The 18,306-nt window shown below is 45.3% G+C and carries 15 protein-coding genes; 7 read left to right on the top strand and 8 right to left on the bottom strand.

What is annotated here, in order from left to right; genetic code table 11:
• The first annotated feature begins 274 nt into the window (after window positions 1-274).
• On the top strand, window positions 275-655 hold the full coding sequence (locus tag AC3CID_RS20930; protein ID WP_054547036.1) for a hypothetical protein: 381 nt from the start codon (window positions 275-277) through the stop codon (window positions 653-655).
• Window positions 656-844: 189 nt separating this feature from the next.
• Here AC3CID_RS20930 and AC3CID_RS20925 read toward each other — a convergent pair whose 3' ends face one another.
• Window positions 845-1,189, bottom strand: coding sequence for a YajD family HNH nuclease (locus AC3CID_RS20925; protein WP_004730279.1), 345 nt, complete (start codon window positions 1,187-1,189; stop codon window positions 845-847).
• A 275-nt stretch (window positions 1,190-1,464) separates the two neighbouring features.
• On the opposite strand from AC3CID_RS20925, the gene yghU reads away from it, so the two are divergent.
• The 5 genes from yghU (at window position 1,465) to AC3CID_RS20900 (ending at window position 5,989) form a co-directional block, all read left to right on the top strand.
• Window positions 1,465-2,322: a glutathione-dependent disulfide-bond oxidoreductase gene (yghU, locus tag AC3CID_RS20920; RefSeq protein WP_171307920.1), complete on the top strand. Its 858-nt coding sequence runs from the start codon at window positions 1,465-1,467 to the stop codon at window positions 2,320-2,322.
• A 318-nt stretch (window positions 2,323-2,640) separates the two neighbouring features.
• On the top strand, window positions 2,641-3,777 hold the full coding sequence (locus AC3CID_RS20915; protein ID WP_017082521.1) for a hypothetical protein: 1,137 nt from the start codon (window positions 2,641-2,643) through the stop codon (window positions 3,775-3,777).
• A 16-nt stretch (window positions 3,778-3,793) separates the two neighbouring features.
• Window positions 3,794-4,693, top strand: coding sequence for a metal ABC transporter solute-binding protein, Zn/Mn family (locus tag AC3CID_RS20910; protein ID WP_253656732.1), 900 nt, complete (start codon window positions 3,794-3,796; stop codon window positions 4,691-4,693).
• Between the two features lie 8 nt (window positions 4,694-4,701).
• Window positions 4,702-5,499 (top strand): metal ABC transporter permease, encoded by a 798-nt coding sequence (locus tag AC3CID_RS20905; RefSeq protein WP_488528001.1) that lies wholly within the window; start codon window positions 4,702-4,704, stop codon window positions 5,497-5,499.
• Between the two features lie 166 nt (window positions 5,500-5,665).
• On the top strand, window positions 5,666-5,989 hold the full coding sequence (locus AC3CID_RS20900) for a DOPA 4,5-dioxygenase family protein (RefSeq protein WP_171307917.1): 324 nt from the start codon (window positions 5,666-5,668) through the stop codon (window positions 5,987-5,989).
• Window positions 5,990-6,137: 148 nt separating this feature from the next.
• Here AC3CID_RS20900 and fruA read toward each other — a convergent pair whose 3' ends face one another.
• Genes fruA through fruB form a run of 3 tightly spaced genes read right to left on the bottom strand, consistent with a single transcriptional unit; the run spans window position 6,138 to window position 10,034 of the window.
• Window positions 6,138-7,898 (bottom strand): PTS fructose transporter subunit IIBC, encoded by a 1,761-nt coding sequence (gene fruA / locus AC3CID_RS20895; protein ID WP_488527376.1) that lies wholly within the window; start codon window positions 7,896-7,898, stop codon window positions 6,138-6,140.
• Between the two features lie 15 nt (window positions 7,899-7,913).
• A complete protein-coding gene (gene pfkB, locus AC3CID_RS20890) occupies window positions 7,914-8,891 on the bottom strand; it encodes a 1-phosphofructokinase (protein WP_065205954.1) in 978 nt (325 codons plus the stop codon).
• Window positions 8,892-8,900: 9 nt separating this feature from the next.
• Window positions 8,901-10,034, bottom strand: coding sequence for a fused PTS fructose transporter subunit IIA/HPr protein (fruB, locus tag AC3CID_RS20885; RefSeq protein WP_171307915.1), 1,134 nt, complete (start codon window positions 10,032-10,034; stop codon window positions 8,901-8,903).
• Between the two features lie 373 nt (window positions 10,035-10,407).
• On the opposite strand from fruB, the gene cra reads away from it, so the two are divergent.
• Window positions 10,408-11,412: a catabolite repressor/activator gene (gene cra / locus AC3CID_RS20880; RefSeq protein WP_488527375.1), complete on the top strand. Its 1,005-nt coding sequence runs from the start codon at window positions 10,408-10,410 to the stop codon at window positions 11,410-11,412.
• An 83-nt stretch (window positions 11,413-11,495) separates the two neighbouring features.
• Here the strand turns inward: cra and AC3CID_RS20875 are convergent, their stop codons facing one another.
• The 4 genes from AC3CID_RS20875 to nirB all read right to left on the bottom strand — a co-directional run bounded on the left by AC3CID_RS20875 (window position 11,496) and on the right by nirB (window position 18,090).
• A complete protein-coding gene (locus tag AC3CID_RS20875) occupies window positions 11,496-13,286 on the bottom strand; it encodes a bifunctional protein-serine/threonine kinase/phosphatase (protein WP_488527374.1) in 1,791 nt (596 codons plus the stop codon).
• 186 nt (window positions 13,287-13,472) lie between these two features.
• Window positions 13,473-14,942: a NarK family nitrate/nitrite MFS transporter gene (locus tag AC3CID_RS20870; RefSeq protein ID WP_488527373.1), complete on the bottom strand. Its 1,470-nt coding sequence runs from the start codon at window positions 14,940-14,942 to the stop codon at window positions 13,473-13,475.
• A gap of 140 nt (window positions 14,943-15,082) precedes the next feature.
• Window positions 15,083-15,427 (bottom strand): nitrite reductase small subunit NirD, encoded by a 345-nt coding sequence (gene nirD, locus AC3CID_RS20865; protein WP_017074048.1) that lies wholly within the window; start codon window positions 15,425-15,427, stop codon window positions 15,083-15,085.
• A gap of 80 nt (window positions 15,428-15,507) precedes the next feature.
• Window positions 15,508-18,090, bottom strand: a complete 2,583-nt coding sequence (gene nirB, locus AC3CID_RS20860; RefSeq protein ID WP_488527372.1) for a nitrite reductase large subunit NirB — start codon at window positions 18,088-18,090, stop codon at window positions 15,508-15,510.
• Window positions 18,091-18,306 lie beyond the last annotated feature (216 nt).

Here is an 18,306-nt window from a genome sequence, read left to right as displayed (position 1 = left end):
CAGAGTTACGAATTATTTTAATTATTTTCTAAGGTTAATTTTGTGTAACAAAATAAATCTAAGTGGAGCTTTGTCCATATGAGACAAGGAGTAACGGAGTTCTATTAAAAACAAAATGTTAACCAGTTGTTACAGTTGGTTTTTGTTAGCACCTTTGCTTACATTTTGTTCGATTTGAGGGGTTGTGTTGTCCGTGAAAAGTGGGAAAATAGTACGCAAACAAAGATTCCAAATTTGAAAGGATGCGTTTCCAACTTATGGTGAGGCGAGTATTATGAAACTGTTTTTAATTCTATTGATGTCAATTTCTGGTGGTTTAGCGGCAGCTGACCATATTCACTCTTTCTTATTCGGCTTCTATATCGCTGCGTTAGCGGTGGGTAGTTGTTACTGGCTTGCATTCCGCAGCACACGCTTCCCACAGTTGGCTTTGATGCTATTAATGTGTGGCTTCTTCGCGAAAATTGCAGTGACAGTTGTCGGTGTTTCTTGGGGGATCTCGAACGATATCATTCAATCGCCGTTCATTTTCTCATTGTCATACCTGTTCTTCTTAGTGGTTGTGTCTTACGTTTGGTTTGCATACCGCGATAAGTTGACGCTAAAAAAACGCGCTAAGCAGGTAGAAGAGTCCCGCAAGCAAGCGGCTGCATAATTGCAGACCTAATACAGAATTCTAAAAAGAGCCTTCTTCGGAAGGCTCTTTTTGATCTGGCCTTAACTCGAGTGAACTCTAGCTATAAGGCAGATAAAAGAAACCCCAGTATGGTGACATACTGGGGTTTCTTGTTATTTATCTAATATCTAGCCGCTACCATCAAACAAAGGCAGCCCTGAAGGTGTTTTATTTCTTCATCAACTTCGCTAGATCAGCGAACGGGTTGTGTGTCGCTGACTGATGATCGTCTAAACGGGCTTTTGCATCCACGCCATAACGGTCATGATCTGTATATTTTGAGTGCTCATGATCGTGACAGTACAAGCACAGTAGCTCCCAGTTACTGCCATCTTCAGGGTTGTTTGTATGGTCGTGATCCACGTGGTGAACGGTCAACTCTCTTAAGTTCGAATAAACAAATTCACGTGCACATTTACCGCAAACCCAAGGGTACAGTTTTAGTGCTTTTTCGCGGTAGCCTTTCTCTTGGCGAGCGTACGCTGCACTCGAGCCTGTGTAATCTGAAGACATTGCCAAATCCTTATCAATTGTAATGTCCCGATTTTATCACAGCTTTCTGGAAGCTGTAGGAATGTCGTGACTAAATAACGTGTCGTACTAACCGATATGGGGCTTAGGTTTGATTGAGCACTTATCTTTTACGTGTGCTATCTCATAAAGCAGGTTATGTCTTTCTGGAATAAGCCATGCTTAACAGTTTGAAAAGAAATTGTATTTAGGGGTTTTAACCAAGGGTGGGTGACCTAATATCAGTTAAAGCTACCCTATATTAATAAGGAAATATCATGTCAGAACAATACACTCCGCCAAAAGTTTGGGTTAACGATGCTGATGGTGGTAACAAGTGGGCAAATATCAATAGTCCTGAATCTGGCGCTCGCTTTGATAAAGAGCTTCCTGTTGGTGACTATGCTTTTCAATTGTATTCCCTTGGTACACCTAACGGTCAAAAAGTCACCATCTTGCTGGAAGAGTTGTTAGCTGCAGGTGTTAAAGAAGCTGAATATGATGCGTACTTGATCAACATTGGTGAAGCTGAACAGTTCTCTTCTGGCTTTGTTGGTGTAAACCCGAATTCGAAAATACCAGCGCTTGTTGATAAGTCTGGTGACGAAGATGTGAATGTCTTTGAATCGGCATCCATCTTGATGCACTTGGCCGAAAAGTTTGGTCACTTTTTACCGAAAGAGGGCGCTGATCGCACTCAAACATTAAATTGGTTGTTCTGGGCGCAAGGCTCTGCACCATTCTTAGGTGGTGGCTTTGGTCACTTTTACGCTTACGCTGATGAAAAGCAAGAGTACCCAATTAACCGTTTTGCGATGGAAGCGAAGCGCCAGCTAGACGTGTTAGACAAACAGTTAGCGAATAACACGTATGTGGCGGGAGAAGAGCTGACTATTGCAGATATCGCAATTTGGCCTTGGTACGGTAACTTAGTACTTGGCAAAATTTACGACGCAGCAGAGTTCTTACAAGTTGAGTCTTTCACCAATGTTGTTCGTTGGGCGAAGCAACTTGAAGCGCGTGAAGGTTTCCAACGCGGTCGAGTGGTTAACCGTTCATTTGGCGAAGAATGGGAGCAAGTACCAGAGCGCCATTCCGCGGAAGACATTGATCGAGTTTTAAAGCTACGCCCGTAGTGATTTTAAAACGATAGTCGACACCAGTATCTCTAGAGTTTGTTTTAGCGGCCAACGTTAACTCAAACTCTAGTTTTTTGTTCCATCGAATCATTCCTTCCTTATATCAGTCTTTCGATAAATACCGTTACTATTCGCTTTCACTTGTCAATTGCTGTTTTTGTTTATGTGCTTGAATATTAATGGCTTTTGTCCTATTTAATGCCCTGTTATTAGAGTTATTTCATACTTTGTTACATTTCAACGATTAACTATTTATTGTAATGTTATAACATAACAATAAATTAATTGGTGATGTATCTTAGAAAGGAAAAAGTTGTGAATAAAAAATTGGTTTCTCTAGCGGTTGGTAGCATTCTCGTTTCCCCTGTTTTTGCCGACACGTTGTCGAACCCTCAAATTGGTGTCGTTCTTGATGGGTATTATCAAGACGGTCAACGTAATAACTCAGAGCGCGGCGAAGGCTTTGGTCTTGGTCATACAGAACTGAACATGTCTGCGAATATCGATGATAAGTTTTATGGCTCTTTGACTACGGTTATTGAAACTCACGATGATGAGACTGAATTACTGCTCGAAGAAGCTTTCATTGAAACACTGACGATGCCTTACGGTTTAAGCATTCGAGGTGGTCGTTTCTTGTCTGATTTCGGCTACCTAAATAACCAACATATGCATACCGATAGCTTTGTTGAGCGTCCTGCCGCTTACCGTACATTTTTAGGCTCTCATTATTACGATGATGGTGTTCGTGCAAACATCGTTCTTCCTACAGATCTGTATGTGAAGTTTGGTGTTGAAGCGCTAAGTGGTAGTAAGATGTCGTCTGTTGATGATGGCTCTGACGTTGGTGTTTACACTACAACTCTTAAGCTAGGTGACGACTTTTCAGAGTCATCAAGCTGGCAGTTTGGTTTGAGCTACTTACGAAATGAAAACGGTAAAGTTCGTGAGTTTGGAGACCATGATCACGGGCATGACCATGACCACGATCATAGCCACGGAGCGGCGGTAACGGGCTCAAACTTATACGGTGCTGACTTTGTATGGAAGTGGGCACCAAACGGTAACTACAAATACCAAAACTTCACGCTTGCTGCTGAATACATGTTGTTAGATGGCATCGTCGATGACAAATTCAAAAATGACGCAGAATCACCAGATACATTAGCAGGCTACTATGTCTCGGGTGTCTACCGATTTAGCCCAAGCTGGTCTGCTGGCCTGCGTTACGGTGAAGCAGAAAGCTATGATGGACACGCACATGGTGACCACATGCACTTTACTGCAATGAACGACAAAGAAGCAGATGCAATGATCGCTTGGGATTCATCTCATTTTGGTACAGTTAGAGCGCAATACTCTCGCGTTGAAAACCAAAGTAAAGAGACAGATAACGTATTTACCCTTCAGTATGTGATGACCTTTGGGGCGCACGGTGCTCATGCATTCTAGGAAACTCCTACTTACAATGGCAACAGGTGTTGCCATTGTATCCTCATCTATAATGGCATCTTCGTCTGCAATGGCGTTGAATATTTTCGTTTGTGAGCCTGAATGGCAAGCTCTTGTTCATAGTCACGCTCCTGATGCCAACATCTATTCGGCGACTACGGCTAAGCAAGACCCGCATTATGTTCAAGCAAGACCATCACTTATTGCCAAAATGCGTCAAGCAGATATGGCAATGTGTTCAGGGTCTGAATTAGAAGTAGGCTGGTTACCAATGCTGCAAGTACGCAGTGGTAATCCTGCGGTTCAAGATAGCGCGCCCACCATGTTATACGCGAGCGATATGGTAGGTATGCTTGATACCCATGACCATGTCGATCGAAGCATGGGAGACATCCATGCTCACGGAAACCCACATGTTCAGTTTGCTGCTGAATATATGATTCCTATATCGAGAGAAGTCACCAAGCGTTTACAACTGCTTGATCCTGACAATGCACATATCTACATGCGAAATGGCATGAAGTTTCGTGCCAACTGGCGTAATAAATTGGCAGAGTGGGAAACGAAAGCAGAGCCGTTACAAGGTAAAAAAGTGGTCGGGTATCATGCTACATATCGTTACCTCTTTGACTGGTTAGATATGGCGCAAATTGCTGATTTAGAACCTGAGCCTGGGATATCACCGACTACGTCACATTTACAGTCATTGACCAAGTTGGATCCTGCTTCGTTTGATGCGATTGTGTATTCATCACATCAAGACCAACGTCCTGCTAATTGGCTTAACCAGCAAATCAACAAGCCTACGATACAGCTACCATTGACGGTTGCAGAAGGTCAGAGCCTTGACCAAATGTACGATCAAGTCATTGACGAGTTACTGAGAACGCTCGTTAACCCAGATACATCAACGTGATCGTAATGTTGAATGAATATGGCTGGTTGGCACCTGCGGTATTGTGTGGATTAATTGCATTAGTCGGCAACATCGTGCTCGGAGAGCAAGTCCTCAAGCGCCAGATCATCTTTATTGATCTCGCTGTCGCGCAAGTGGCTGCCCTTGGCGCCGCTTTGAGTCACTATTGGTTGAGCCGATATGCACAGTTTAGCGGCTCTTGGTTTGCAGAGATGATTGGCCCGTGGGTTATGTCATTGTTGCTATGCGGATTAATTGCGTTAATGGAAAAGCGTTACAAACAACACTTAGAACCAATGATAGGAAGTTTGTTTGTGGTATCGGCTTCATTAGCGATTCTATTGGTCAGCAAAGATCCTCATGGCGCCGATTTTATTCAAGGCATTCTCAACGGGCAGCTGTTGTGGTCTACCTGGGATGACGTTTGGCCATTGGCAATAATCACGACCGCGATGTTGGTGTTGATTAGCGTAAAGCCTGAATTTATGCAGGGTAGTGGCTTTTATCTTATCTTCGCTATATTGATGCCGATCACCGTAAAGCTGACTGGGATATATTTGGAGTTTGCGTTACTGGTGATACCTGCGTTATGTGCAGCTGCGTATAAAGGCGTTCGCTTCTTTATCGCGAGTATTGGGATTGGTACCGTCGGCATTTTATCGGGCTTAGCGATGTCGGCTTATTACGATTTGCCAAGTGGCGCGAGCATTGTCATCACTCTGTTTTTGGTGGGGGTAATGTTTAATATTGTGATGCAGTTGATTAGAAGCACTTGTCCCGATAGTTCGACACGAGCTTGTGGTTAGGGAAAGGCCTCTAAGGTTTAACTTGGAGGCAACGAACCTGACGTTAAAAAGGTCATGGCGCTATCGCTATTTAGAACCGATAGCGATGGCATATTATATTTAGATTTAGCTATTAAAGGCGGTTTAGGTATAAAATCGCGACATCATAATTCTAAAGGATGGTGCCATGTACCACGGTCATATCTATTTCCCTCTGCGCTTTGCAGAGCAAGCAGAAACACTGCGTAAGAAAATTCTATCGGAACGTAAAGATGTGTTAGAGACTTTCCCATTAATACAGCGTTTGGTTGGGCCACATAAGATGCCGATGTTTGAGATTCACTTTGCGAACAAAGAGTCGGGCATTGTTGAGTGGTTGGAGCAAGAGCGCGGCGATATGTCGGTGTTGATTCACCCAGTAACGGGCGGTGAAGAAACGCTAGACCACACAGTACGCGCGATTTGGCTTGGTCGTGAGCTCGGTGTATTTGAAGAAACGCTAAGTAGCTAATCAAATATACCAATATTGTACTCAACTCATTCCGACCGGAAAATGCACGAATAATAAAAAGGCTCCTCAAATGAGGAGCCTTTGTTTTATTTGTTGCATTTAAATTATCAGTGCATCAGAAGCGCTCTAAATTAAAGAGCTTGGGGGATTAAGCTTGGGCTTCTACTTTATCGCTGCTCATCTTTTTAAGAGCTGCGTAACCGAAGCCTGTTACTGCCGTACCTGCTGCAATCGCCACTAGGTACATAAGAACTGGAGAGATAGCACCAGGAATCAGTAGTACGAACAAGCCGCCGTGTGGAGCCATTAGCTGTGCGCCAAACATCATTGATAGTGCGCCAGTTAGTGCACCACCTGCCATACAAGCTGGGATAACACGCATTGGATCTTTCGCTGCGAATGGGATTGCACCTTCAGAGATGAAACATAGGCCAAGAACGAATGATGCTTTACCTGCTTCACGTTCGCCTGCTTCAAACTTGTCTTTCACTAGGAAAGTCGCAAGGCCCATACCTAGAGCTGGAACCATACCTGCTGCCATGATAGCGGCCATTGGTGCGTAAGTTTGCGAAGCCAGTAGACCAACACCAAACGTGTAAGCGGCTTTGTTTACTGGGCCACCAAGGTCGAAACACATCATTGCGCCTAGAATCACACCCAGAAGAATCGCGTTAGACGTTCCCATGTTGTTTAGGAAAGTCGTCATTGCGCTCATCACGCCAGAAACAGGGCCACCCACGATGTAAACCATCACAAGACCAGTGAACAAACTCGCGATAAACGGAATGATCAGGATTGGCTTGAGGGCTTCCATGGATTGTGGAAGTTGAACCTTGTCGGCAATGAATTTCGCAGCGTAACCCGCAATGAAACCTGCTGCGATACCACCTAGGAAACCTGCGCCCGTTGAGCTAGCCAGCATACCGCCGATTAGACCTGGAGCCAGACCCGGACGGTCAGCAATCGAGAATGCAATGAAACCAGCAAGAACAGGAATCATCAGTGCGAATGCAGAACCACCACCGATAGTCATCAATGCTGCTGCGAGTGTGCCTTCTTCTTTAAACGCTTCAATACCGAATACGAAAGAGAGTGCGATGATCAAACCACCTGCAACGACTACTGGAAGCATGTGAGAAACACCCGTCATTAGATGTTTGTACACGCCTTTCTTCTCGTCAGCAGGTGCTGAATTTGAAGAAGCTGTGTGTTGGTATGATTTAGCTTCTGCGAACGCTTTTTCCATCTCTTGCTTTGTTTTCTTAAGCGCAGGACCCGTTGTCGTTTTGTATAGCGCTTTGCCGTTAAAACGATCCAGAGGAACATCGATGTCGGCTGCGATGATAACAAGATCAGCGTCTGCGATTTCTTGGTCTGTCAGTTGGTTCTTCGCACCTACAGAGCCGCGAGTTTCCACTTTGATTTGGTGACCTAGGCGTTTGCCTTCTGCTTCAAGTGCTTCAGCTGCCATAAAGGTATGTGCAACACCCGTTGGGCAAGCGGTAATCGCTACGATCTTTTTGCTGCCTGTGCTTGCTGCTGTAGAAGAGTTTGCTGAGGCGCCAGTCACTTCCACTGTAGTCTCAACTTGAGAAGCGTCTAATACCGCTGCTTCTGCTACCGCTTTTTCTAGAAATGCTTTTGCATCAGCTGTGCATTCAGAGATAGCCGCTTGGTACACTTTCTTACCGACAAAGCGCGCTTTATCAACGTTGGTGTTAGCTGCGATAACCACAACGTCGCTGCTGTCGATAGTGTCTTGCGATACGGTTGAGTCAGGTAGCACGCTTGATTGACATTCAATAGCGGCGTTCCAACCCAGTGCTTTTGTCGCTTGCTCTAACAAGCCTGCGGCGATGATGCTGTTTGCTACGCCACTAGGGCAAGCTGTGATAATGGTAATATTCATAATAAACCTTTTGTCCTATTTGCTTGTGTCTAACTGGCTAGTTGGAGCACTAAGCGACTGTAATTGGATATTTTGTAGTACTGAATCCAGCTCTTGTTGGCTGGTGATGCCCACGCCTACCTGTGAAACTGCTAGAGCAGATAGGGCGGTTGCGAATTTAATAAGTTCTGGTTTTGGCATCTGTTGCATGTGACCCCAACATAGGCCAGCGACTAATGTGTCACCTGCGCCTACCGTGCTTACCACTTGCATACGTGGCGGTTGAGCATGTAGCCATTCACCTTGGTTAAGCCACATCACGCCTTCTGCGCCAAGTGATACCACGATGTTATCGATGCCTTTTTCACTCAGGGCTTGGCCTGCGTGTTGGCATTGGTCGCGTGTTGTCAGTTCTGCGTTGAATAGCTGAGATAGCTCTTCATCGTTTGGCTTAATTAACCAAGGCTGTGCATTGATACCGGCTTTAAGTGCGTCACGACTGCTGTCGAACAGCACCTTTTTACCTAGGTCACGCAAGCGTTGTACCCAAGAAGCGCAAAGCTCTGGCGATACGCCTTGTGGCAAGCTGCCTGCAATCACGAAGTAATCGTGGTCTTCAGCCAGTTCTAACAAGGTTTCTTCAAACGCTTTAACAGCGTCAGCATCAACAGGAACACCTGGGAAGTTGATGTCGCTAACTTGGCCTGAGTTCTCAACCAGTTTTACGTTGATACGAGTCGCGCCATCAACACGGATGAAGCGGTCAGTTGCGCCCATCTGTTCGAACAGTTGGCAGAACGCTTCTTCGTTATTGCGACCAAGGAAGCCAGTCAGGGTCACTTTCGCGCCAAGTTCTGAAAGTACTTTTGCTACGTTTACGCCTTTGCCAGCTGCATGAAGTGAACCTTTGTTCACTAGGCTCACTGAACCCACATTAAGTGCGTCGATAGCGCCAGTCAGGTCGAGAGCAGGGTTTAGCGTAACGGTAACGGCTTTGATTTGTTTATCAGACATATCGATTCCTTAACCTTCGCCAAGGCCTGAAGCGATAGCTTTGCCAATCGATTCAAGTGCTTGTGCTGCATCTTCACCTTCAGCAACAAACTGAAGCTGGTGGCCGTGTTTAACGCCAAGCGCGATTACTTTCATCAAGCTTTTCGCGTTCACTTCTTTTCCGTCACCATCTAGGTTTGAAACGCGGATTGTTGATTCGAATTTCTTCGCTTCAGCGACTAGCATTGCGCCCGGACGAGCATGTAGGCCGTGCGCGTTTTTGATTTTGAATACTGCGCAGTTGTCATCGTCTTGAGAGGCTGTAGAAACCGCTTCACCTTTTAGAAGACCAATCACTTGTGCAATATCAGCGGTTAACAGTTGTTGCTGTTTACCTTCGAAAACCATTTTGCTTAGGTTCGCTAAAATAGATTGGTGCGCGCTGTTACAAGCAGCAAATGCCACCAAGGCTTTAACGGGTGTGCCTTCGAATTCACAATGGTTAGCTGTTGAAACGAAAGATACGCCAGTGCGAGTTACGCCTTTATCGCTGCCCAACAACCAAAGGCCTTGGCCTAGGTGAGTCGGTGTTTTTGTTACTAGGTCGGCAACGAATGCATTGTCAGTGCAACCTGTGTTCTTAAGTAGGCCGCCTGCAACTGCCGACATTTGAACCATGTCGCTTGCAGGGAACAGTAGCTGAACCAAAGAAGCATCTAGGTCGGCTTCTAGCTGAACTTCGCCGTTAAGTAGTGCGATGATTTCGTCTTCTGATTTCGCTTGCTTTAATTTCTCTTCAACACCGTCTGCCGCTAGCACTTTCGTTAGCTGCTTAAGAATGCCTAAGTGCTCGTCTGATTTCGCCGCAATACCAATGGCTACGTAAACACGGTTGCCGTCTGCCCAATCAATACCTTCAGGGAAGTGGTGTACCGCAACGCCTGTCTCTTTCACTAGGCCACGCGTGTCAGTGGTTCCGTGAGGAATCGCGATGCCGTTACCTAGGAACGTAGAGTTCTGGTTTTCACGGTTCAGCATTCCTTCAACGTAGCCAGAATCCACTAAGCCTTTCGCGGTTAGGTCGCTAGCAATGTTCTGGATAGCTTTGAATTTGTCATCGGCCTTTTGACCAAGAGTGATGTCAGATTTTGATAATTTAAGCATGGTGCCTCTTTAGCGTATCGCTTGAGAATTTGTGTATCGCTACGATTCAGTCTAGAGCAAGATTTATGGAGTTTAACTCGTTGCCTCATGCTTGCTGAATCGGTTCAGCATTCGGTGTAAAAAAATTCAGCAAAGCCGATTTTGATTTTCAAAATAGTTTTGCTGCGTGTCGTAATTTCAGTTTCGTTAATAACGAGAAGTTGAATCACAACAAATGACGCTCAATCCATTCAAAAGGATGATTGAAGTCACTTTTCAGATTTTGCTGAATCCTTTCAGCTTTTATACTGAATCGATTCAGCATATAATTCAACTAATCCGAGGATCAGATCATTGGTTATATGATCCTACGCACAAAATACAGGTCACCCATATGACACTTGATGAAATTGCTAAACTAGCTGGAGTATCGAAAACCACAGCCAGTTATGTCATCAACGGCAAGGCGCAGAAATACAGAATCAGTCAAAAGACTCAGCAGAAAGTAATGGCAGTCGTGGAAGAGTATAACTACCGACCAGACCATGCTGCTTCGTCGCTGCGTGCTGGCAATAGCCGTTCATTTGGTTTGATTATTCCTGATCTGGAAAACAGCAGTTACGCGCGTTTAGCTAAATTGATAGAGCAGAATTCCCGTAAAGTGGGCTATCAGATTTTGATTGGTTGTTCTGATGATGATGCTGAAACCGAACGCAAAGTAGCGGAAGCTTTGGTGAGCCGTCGTATTGATGCGTTGTTGGTGGCGAGCTCAATGCCAGACGCCAACGAGTTCTACTTGAAGCTGCAAAATTCAGGCACACCCGTAATTGCGATTGACCGTCCGTTAGATGACGAGCATTTTGCTTGTGTGATCAGTGAAGATTTCGAAGCTGCGTTTGAGCTGACCCATTCGATTCTCGATGAAAGTATTCATAGCGTTGGCTTGATAGGTGCATTGCCAGACCTAAATATCTCACGTGAACGCCAACTGGGTTTTGAAGCAGCTAACAAAGCGTATGCTCAGCAGGTTGGACTCTCAGAAAGCAAATCTACAATTGTGGGCTATGGTGAACACTTTGACAGAGAGTCTGGGCGTGCGGTTTTTGAAGAGTGGATAGCTAAAGGCACGGTTCCTGATGCGATTGTCACTATGTCTTACACTTTACTAGAAGGTGTACTGGATGTGATGGTTGAAAAACCAGAATTAGTTAATCAGGTGAAGTTGGCGACTTTTGGTGATAACCGACTGCTCGATTTCTTGCCCTTTAAGGTCCATTCACTTCCGCAGCAGTTTGAGGTGATTGCGGATAGTGCCTTTGCTCTTGCTTTGAATGCTTCTGCTAAACGTTACCAAGCGGGTATTGAATTAGTGCCAAGAAGCTTAGTTAGACGAGGCTAAGTGCCATTAGTTTATATGAGGCTAGACTAGACTCGTTTTGTTTAGATAAAGCTAGGTTAGATTAGGCTAATTCGTAAACGTATCTAGCTTGGGTTTAACAATAAACCCAGCTCTACGACCGCAACAATGCCGAGCAACAAAGCCAACACTTTCCAAAACTGGATTGGATTTCGGTTTATCAAAGGTTGCTTGGCTTTGCTTTTCACCAAGCTTTGGTTTGGTGTGTAAAGGTCGGCCACAAAGTCCCCTAACACTTGGTGGCGTTCGCTTGGCGATTCGGCACAGGCTTTTTGCAAAACCAAATCGACCCAAGCTGGTATGTCAGTGCGCTTTTGAGTCAGCGGTTGGTATTCCCATTGATGGTGACGAGATTGCTTAAGCGATTGTGCAGACATCTCAGGATAGGGCAGTTCGCCTGTGAGCATTTCATACCCGATGACCGCGATAGAGAACAGATCCGAACTTGTGGTCGCGGTATTGTGCTTTATGGTTTCCGGGGCAATGTAATTAACGGCCCCTAACGGTACCGAGTCTTGCTCTGATTTACTTCCTTCTTCAATACCTCTTACCAATACAGCCCCAAGGTCGATGATTTTAATCTCGCCATCACGTTGAATCATGATGTTTTCAGGTTTTAAGTCTCTGTGCACCATATCCGCACGTTGTAGCACTCGGATACCTTGTGTGATTTTATCGAGTATATCGCGCACCTGTTTGAGTGAAGGTTTTGGATTGTCGTACATCCACTGTCTCAGCGTGATGCCTTCTACCCATTCGCAGATTTGATATAGGAATTGCGAGTGTTCTGGCGTTGGGTAGACCTTCATTACTTTCTTGTTGTTTAGCAGGATCCCTGCCCATTGTTCGTTAAAAAAAGTGCTCAATTGTGCTAGGTTATCGTGGTATTGAACCGACGGTACTTTCAAGACGAATTCGGTTTGTGTCTCTTTCTGCATCACTCGGTATACATGGCTTCTTGAACCTGCATACAACACCTCGAGTACCATATAGTTGTCGATACTTTGCCCAAGCTTTAAAGCGGGTGGGATAGCGCGCTTGGCAAGCTTTTCATGGAATTCAATAAGTGATGGTTTAGGAAGGTGACTGACTTGGACTATTAAGCAACTCACGTTATCGGAACTATTGTAGCCTAAAGCGGCATTGCAGATGGTTTGTGCCGCGTATTCGAAATCCGCTCCTGGTTTGTCGATGTGATCCTTGAATGTGTTGGGCGAGACAAACTCGTGTACGCCGTCAGATGTCAGGATAAAGCAGTCGCCTTTCTTAATAGGAAGCGTTTGATAGTCAACGTTGAGCTGATTATCCATACCCAAAGCTCGTGTTAGGTAGTGTTTTTGTCCCATGTTCTTGCGGGTATGGTCGCGTGTCAGTTGTCGCAATTCTCCATCTCTTAATAAGTAAATGCGACTGTCGCCAACGTGGAATATATGCGCGGTGTTCGATTTGAGTATCACGCTGCTGAACGTCGAAACTAGGGCATTGTGGTTCACTTGTTGTGCGGGATGAATATTAGAAACAGACGTGTTGAAGAGCCAAGAGTTGAGCGAGGTTAAGACCTTTTGCGCCGAGCGCTGAATGCTCCAGCTTTTTGGAGTGGCGTAGTAGTCATCAATAAACTGCATCACGCTGGTATGGCTGGCTTTTTGGCCATGTTCACTGCAACTCGCACCATCGGCTATGCAGGCAACACTGCCTTTTAACTCTTGCTCAGCGCGAGTTTTAGGGTGTTTTACAATGATGGCATCTTGGTTTTCATCACGAATGCCTTTGTTTGAGTAACCACCGAACTTCAGCGTCATTTGGTTGTTTGACTCTGGCGTGGTGACTTGCCCTTGGCTGAATGAAATTGTCATAACTGGTCTTCTTCTTAACTGCCGTCTTCTTAACTGGCCGTTTTCTCATCTGCTTGAGAGCACATCTGAGAAAGAACAAAAGCTCTAGTGAACTTAGAGCCTTTGAACGAAGCACCTAGCTTTGATGTATCTGCTAAGGTGCTTCTCCCGATTCAATAATATCAGTGCTTCATGCTAGTGCTGTGACTAACTCGAAACATTGATCAGTGTGACACTGCCGTCGTCGTTTACTTCGGCAATTTGACCGTTAGGCTCTTCCATGAACAGCAGAGTGACAAAGCCAAGTACCGCTGTTGCAGCAATCACTAAGAAGAACGTTTGGTAGCTCACGAATGACAACACAGTAAGGTAAACCACCGCACCTACGTTACCGTAAGCACCCGTCATACCCGCAATTTGACCTGTCATACGACGTTTAATCAGAGGGACTGTTGCAAATACCGCACCTTCACCCGCTTGTACGAAGAAAGAACACGCCATCGCAGCCACAACCGCTAGCCATACTGGCCATGTGCTGTCGACTTGACCCATTGCAAAGTAACCCACAGCAAGACCAATCGTTAGAATAAGCAGTGTTGGTTTACGACCGAATTTATCTGAAATCCAACCACCACCAGGGCGAGACATTAGGTTCATAAAGGCATAAGCCGATGCAACCATACCGGCAAGAACGGGTGTTAATTCAAAAGTTTCAGAGAAGAACAGTGGCAGCATAGAAACAACAGCCAGTTCAGAACCAAATGTCGCGAAGTACAATACGTTAAGTACCGCAACTTGCTTGAATTTGTACTGGTGAATCTCTGGCACTTCTTCTTTAAACACGTTCTTGTTCACTTTCCAAACTTGTGACACTTCGTATACGTAAAGTGCGGCTAAACCTGCGTAAACCGAGTAAACCGCCATGTCAGACAGCATGTTGATGTTGGTTGGCGATAGTTTCCATGTCAGTAGTGCAAGAGCGGCATACATCGGGATCTTCATAATAAGTAAGAAGAAAAAGTCACCCTTTGATGTTACTTCCATCGCTGTTACTTGAGCAGGCTTGAAGTAAGTCGAACCTTTTGGTGTATCCGTTACGTTTTTGTAGAACACAAACGAGAACGCTAAGCTCATTACGCCAGTAATACCAACCGCATAACGCCAACCGTCTTCGCCACCAAATGCTAGAGCGAGAGTTGGAAGCGTGAATGCTGCCGCTGCTGAACCGAAGTTACCCCAACCGCCGTAAATACCTTCTGCTGTACCCAGTTCATTGTGTGGGAACCACTCAGACACAAGGCGAATACCAACGACGAAGCCAGCGCCAATGAAGCCAAGTAGGAAACGTGCAATAGCCGCTTGAATGAAAGAGTCTGCCATCGCAAACATAAAACAAGGGATTGAACAGACAGCAAGTAATGAAGAGTAGACCAACCTTGGGCCATATCTATCGGTTAACATACCCACTGCGACACGAGCAGGAATGGTTAACGCAACGTTGAGAATAAGCAGTGTTTTGATCTCTTCAGTAGAAAGACCAAGCGTAGTTTTCACCATTTGTAGTAGCGGAGCAAAGTTGAACCACACAACAAAGGTGATAAAAAAGGCCATCCAACTTAGGTGTAAGGTTTTCATCTTACCCTTAAATGAAAGCAGCGAAAATTTTGTGTTATCCATGGTTTAAATCCCTTAAATCTGGAAATTACCCGGTTTTAGCTCGTGCGTTATTCCGAAATTCTAACGCTTGAATGTGCTTAAACCTTTATGCCGAAATTGCTCACGCCTTAAAGCGTTTGCAGGATGATGTCGGCTATTTATTAACTGGCGATAGCAAGAGGTGCGAGAACTTGTACGTGTTCACCTTGCTTGCGAACTTCAAATTTAACGAGCTTGAGTTCGGGTTGTTCAAGGCATGCGCCAGTTTCTAAGTGGTAATGCTGCTTGTATAAGGGCGAAGCTACGTAAGGCTCACCGCTTAATGAACCAATGATACCACGTGACATTACATTCGCTTTGCCGACAGGGTCGTAATTAGAGAGCCCATAAAGCGTGTCGCTGCGCTTACAGTAAAAGATAGCCACTTGGTTATCTTCAACTTTGGCGCAAATGCCACCATTTGGGGTTAAATCTTTAGTGCTACATACGGTTGTCCAATTTTTCATGACTTTCTCCTAGTCAAAAGATGAGCTTTATAATCATTATTCGGTTAAGTGGCGTAGTTGCGATGACAGACGAAAGGCATCTACGACACTTCGGTAACTTCAATTTGTTCAGAATTGGTGAGGGCTTCATTTCGAACTTTCTCAGATGAATCGCTCAAGCTCGGCTTAGGAAAACGCTGCTCTCGTTCTTTGATGAATGAAAGGCTAGTGTCCATCTCTTCGCTGTTGATGTAGTGCTGGAAGCGTTTCATCTTTTCAGGGTTTTCGATGGTGGTTTTCCACTCACACTGATATTTTTCGATATTGAGGGCGATATCTGCTTCAAGTTCTTCAACAACATTGAGCTTGTCTTCAATCACGACTTGTTTGAGGTATTCAATGCCGCCTTCAAGGTTTTCCATCCATACTGATGTACGTTGTAGGCGATCTGCGGTACGTGTGTAGAACATCAGAATGCGGTCTATGTATTGCAGAAGGGTGGTTTCATCAAGGTCGGTAGCGAAAAGATCACCATGGCGAGGGCGCATACCGCCGTTACCACAGATGTAGAGGTTCCAACCTTTGTCGGTCGCGATAATGCCGAAGTCTTTCGATTGCGCTTCTGCACATTCACGAGTACAGCCAGAAACTGCAAACTTGGTTTTATGTGGTGAGCGCAGCCCTTTATAGCGGTTCTCTAGTCGAATCGCTAAGCCTACGCTGTCGTCGATACCGTATCGGCACCAAGTGCTACCCACACACGACTTAACAGTACGAACCGACTTACCGTAGGCGTGGCCTGTTTCGAAACCTGCGTCAATCAGCTTTTTCCAGATGATAGGCAGTTCGTTAAGCTGTGCACCAAACAAATCGACACGCTGACCACCGGTGATTTTGGTGTAAAGGTCGAACTCTTTCGCGACTTCGCCAAGCACGATCAATTTGTCAGGGGTGATTTCACCGCCTGCAATACGCGGCACAACTGAATAAGTGCCGTCTTTTTGCATGTTGCCTAGGTAGATATCGTTGGTGTCTTGCAGTTCGATATGCTGATCTTCTAGGATGTAATCGTTCCAGTAAGAAGCCAAAATAGAACCGACAGCAGGCTTACAGACGGTACAGCCTAATCCATTGCCATGAGAATCTAATAGCTCATCGAATGTCTTGATTTTGTTGACGCGGATAATGTCGGTAAGTTCTTGACGAGAATACGCAAAGTGCTCACAGATATCGTTTGAGACTTCCACACCAAGGTTGCTTAGTTCACTGTCTAAAACTTGTTTAGCAAGCGCAGAACAACCACCACAACCCGTTGAAGCATTGGTTGTTTCTTTTAATGCAGCCATAGTGGTGCAGCCTGCAGATACGGCGTCTTTGATATCGCCTTTGGTCACATCAAAACACGAACAAATCACGGCGCTATCAGGCAGAGCTTCAACGCCCATTGCTGAGCCAGAATCGTCCGCGAGGTTTGGCAGAATAAGCACGGATGGATTTTCAGGAAGAGGCATATCATTTTGTTTGATTTGCAGTAGTGACCCGTAAGCTTCGGCGTCACCCACCAATACCGCACCGACAATCTTCTTGCCATCAGCCGATATGATTAGGCGTTTGTAAACTTGCTCGATTTCGTCGTTATAAGTATACGATTGAGCACCTTCTGTTTGGCCGTGTACTTCACCAATACTTGCTACATCAACACCAAGTAGTTTGAGTTTGGTACTCATGTCGGCACCAGTAAACGAAGTGTCGCTCGCTCCATCAGAGATGATATGCGTAGCTGCGACTTTCGCCATTGAATAGCCAGGCGCCACTAAGCCGAAGATCTTGTTGTCCCAAAGGGCACATTCACCAATCGCATACACATTGTCGATGTTGGTTTGGCAATGATCGTTAATCACGATGCCGCCACGTTCACCAATGGCAATATCAGAGCTACGAGCTAGGGCATCTTGAGGACGAATACCCGCAGAGAACACAATCATATCGGTTTCAAGGTGGGTGCCGTCTGCAAAGTTCATTCTGTAGCGAGCGTTTTCACCCGCAACTATCTCAGAGGTTGCCTTCTCAGTGTGAACTTGGACGCCAAGGTCTTCAATTTTTCTGCGTAAAAGCGCACCGCCACCGTCATCTAATTGAACGGCCATTAGGCGAGGCGCGAATTCAACCACATGGGTTTCTAAGCCAAGGTTTTTGACTGCGTTTGCGGCTTCTAAGCCAAGCAGACCACCACCAATCACCACGCCCGATTTGCTGCCTTTGCTTGATAATTCAATGGCGTCTAAATCTTCGATGGTGCGATAAACGTGGCAGTGTTCTTGGTCGTTACCGGGAATAGGGGGAACAAAAGGGAATGAACCGGTCGCCAGAATCAATGTGTCATAACTCTCGGTATGTCCCGATTCCGTCACAACGCACTTATTGTCAGTATCCAGTTGAGCGACTCTCGCGTTGAGAAGGTAATTGACGCCATTGCTTTGGTAATACTCTTCGCTAGTTAATGCCAAATCTTCGGCATTTCCGCGCTTGAAGTAAGCTGTAAGCTGAACTCGGTCGTAGGCCAACCTAGGTTCTTCGCTGAAAGTAATCACATCAAACTCATCACTTTCTGACTGCAATATGTTGTCGATAAATTTGTGTCCAACCATACCGTTACCAACGACGACGATCTTCTTCTTGCTCATAATCCATTCCTTATTCTCGGCTTCATTGTTTATAGCGTTAACGTTTATAGCGTTTAACTTCTAATGGTTAACAAATGAATACCGGGTTGAGATTCCACTCAATTCATCATTATCAAGAAAACAAAAATTGTTTTTCTAACTCTTGGTTTCTAGTGGAGCAAGGAGGATGCCAAATTATGATTTAGCAAAATAAATAAAATTTAATTCATATTTTTC

The organism is Vibrio sp. QJM3NY_21 (assembly GCF_057785975.1).
Note: the sequence above shows the minus strand (reverse complement) of the source record. Positions and strands in the feature narration are given on the sequence as shown.

What these genes read in the sequence shown, in the direction of transcription:
- AC3CID_RS20910 (WP_253656732.1), top strand. Translation starts at nt 3,794, where the DNA reads ATGGCAACAGGTGTTGCCATTGTATCCTCATCTATAATGGCATCTTCG.
- cra (WP_488527375.1), top strand. Translation starts at nt 10,408, where the DNA reads ATGACACTTGATGAAATTGCTAAACTAGCTGGAGTATCGAAAACCACA.
- AC3CID_RS20875 (WP_488527374.1), bottom strand. Translation starts at nt 13,286, where the DNA reads ATGACAATTTCATTCAGCCAAGGGCAAGTCACCACGCCAGAGTCAAAC.
- pfkB (WP_065205954.1), bottom strand. Translation starts at nt 8,891, where the DNA reads ATGTCTGATAAACAAATCAAAGCCGTTACCGTTACGCTAAACCCTGCT.
- AC3CID_RS20930 (WP_054547036.1), top strand. Translation starts at nt 275, where the DNA reads ATGAAACTGTTTTTAATTCTATTGATGTCAATTTCTGGTGGTTTAGCG.
- nirB (WP_488527372.1), bottom strand. Translation starts at nt 18,090, where the DNA reads ATGAGCAAGAAGAAGATCGTCGTCGTTGGTAACGGTATGGTTGGACAC.
- fruB (WP_171307915.1), bottom strand. Translation starts at nt 10,034, where the DNA reads ATGCTTAAATTATCAAAATCTGACATCACTCTTGGTCAAAAGGCCGAT.
- fruA (WP_488527376.1), bottom strand. Translation starts at nt 7,898, where the DNA reads ATGAATATTACCATTATCACAGCTTGCCCTAGTGGCGTAGCAAACAGC.
- nirD (WP_017074048.1), bottom strand. Translation starts at nt 15,427, where the DNA reads ATGAAAAATTGGACAACCGTATGTAGCACTAAAGATTTAACCCCAAAT.
- AC3CID_RS20925 (WP_004730279.1), bottom strand. Translation starts at nt 1,189, where the DNA reads ATGTCTTCAGATTACACAGGCTCGAGTGCAGCGTACGCTCGCCAAGAG.
- yghU (WP_171307920.1), top strand. Translation starts at nt 1,465, where the DNA reads ATGTCAGAACAATACACTCCGCCAAAAGTTTGGGTTAACGATGCTGAT.
- AC3CID_RS20900 (WP_171307917.1), top strand. Translation starts at nt 5,666, where the DNA reads ATGTACCACGGTCATATCTATTTCCCTCTGCGCTTTGCAGAGCAAGCA.
- AC3CID_RS20870 (WP_488527373.1), bottom strand. Translation starts at nt 14,942, where the DNA reads ATGGATAACACAAAATTTTCGCTGCTTTCATTTAAGGGTAAGATGAAA.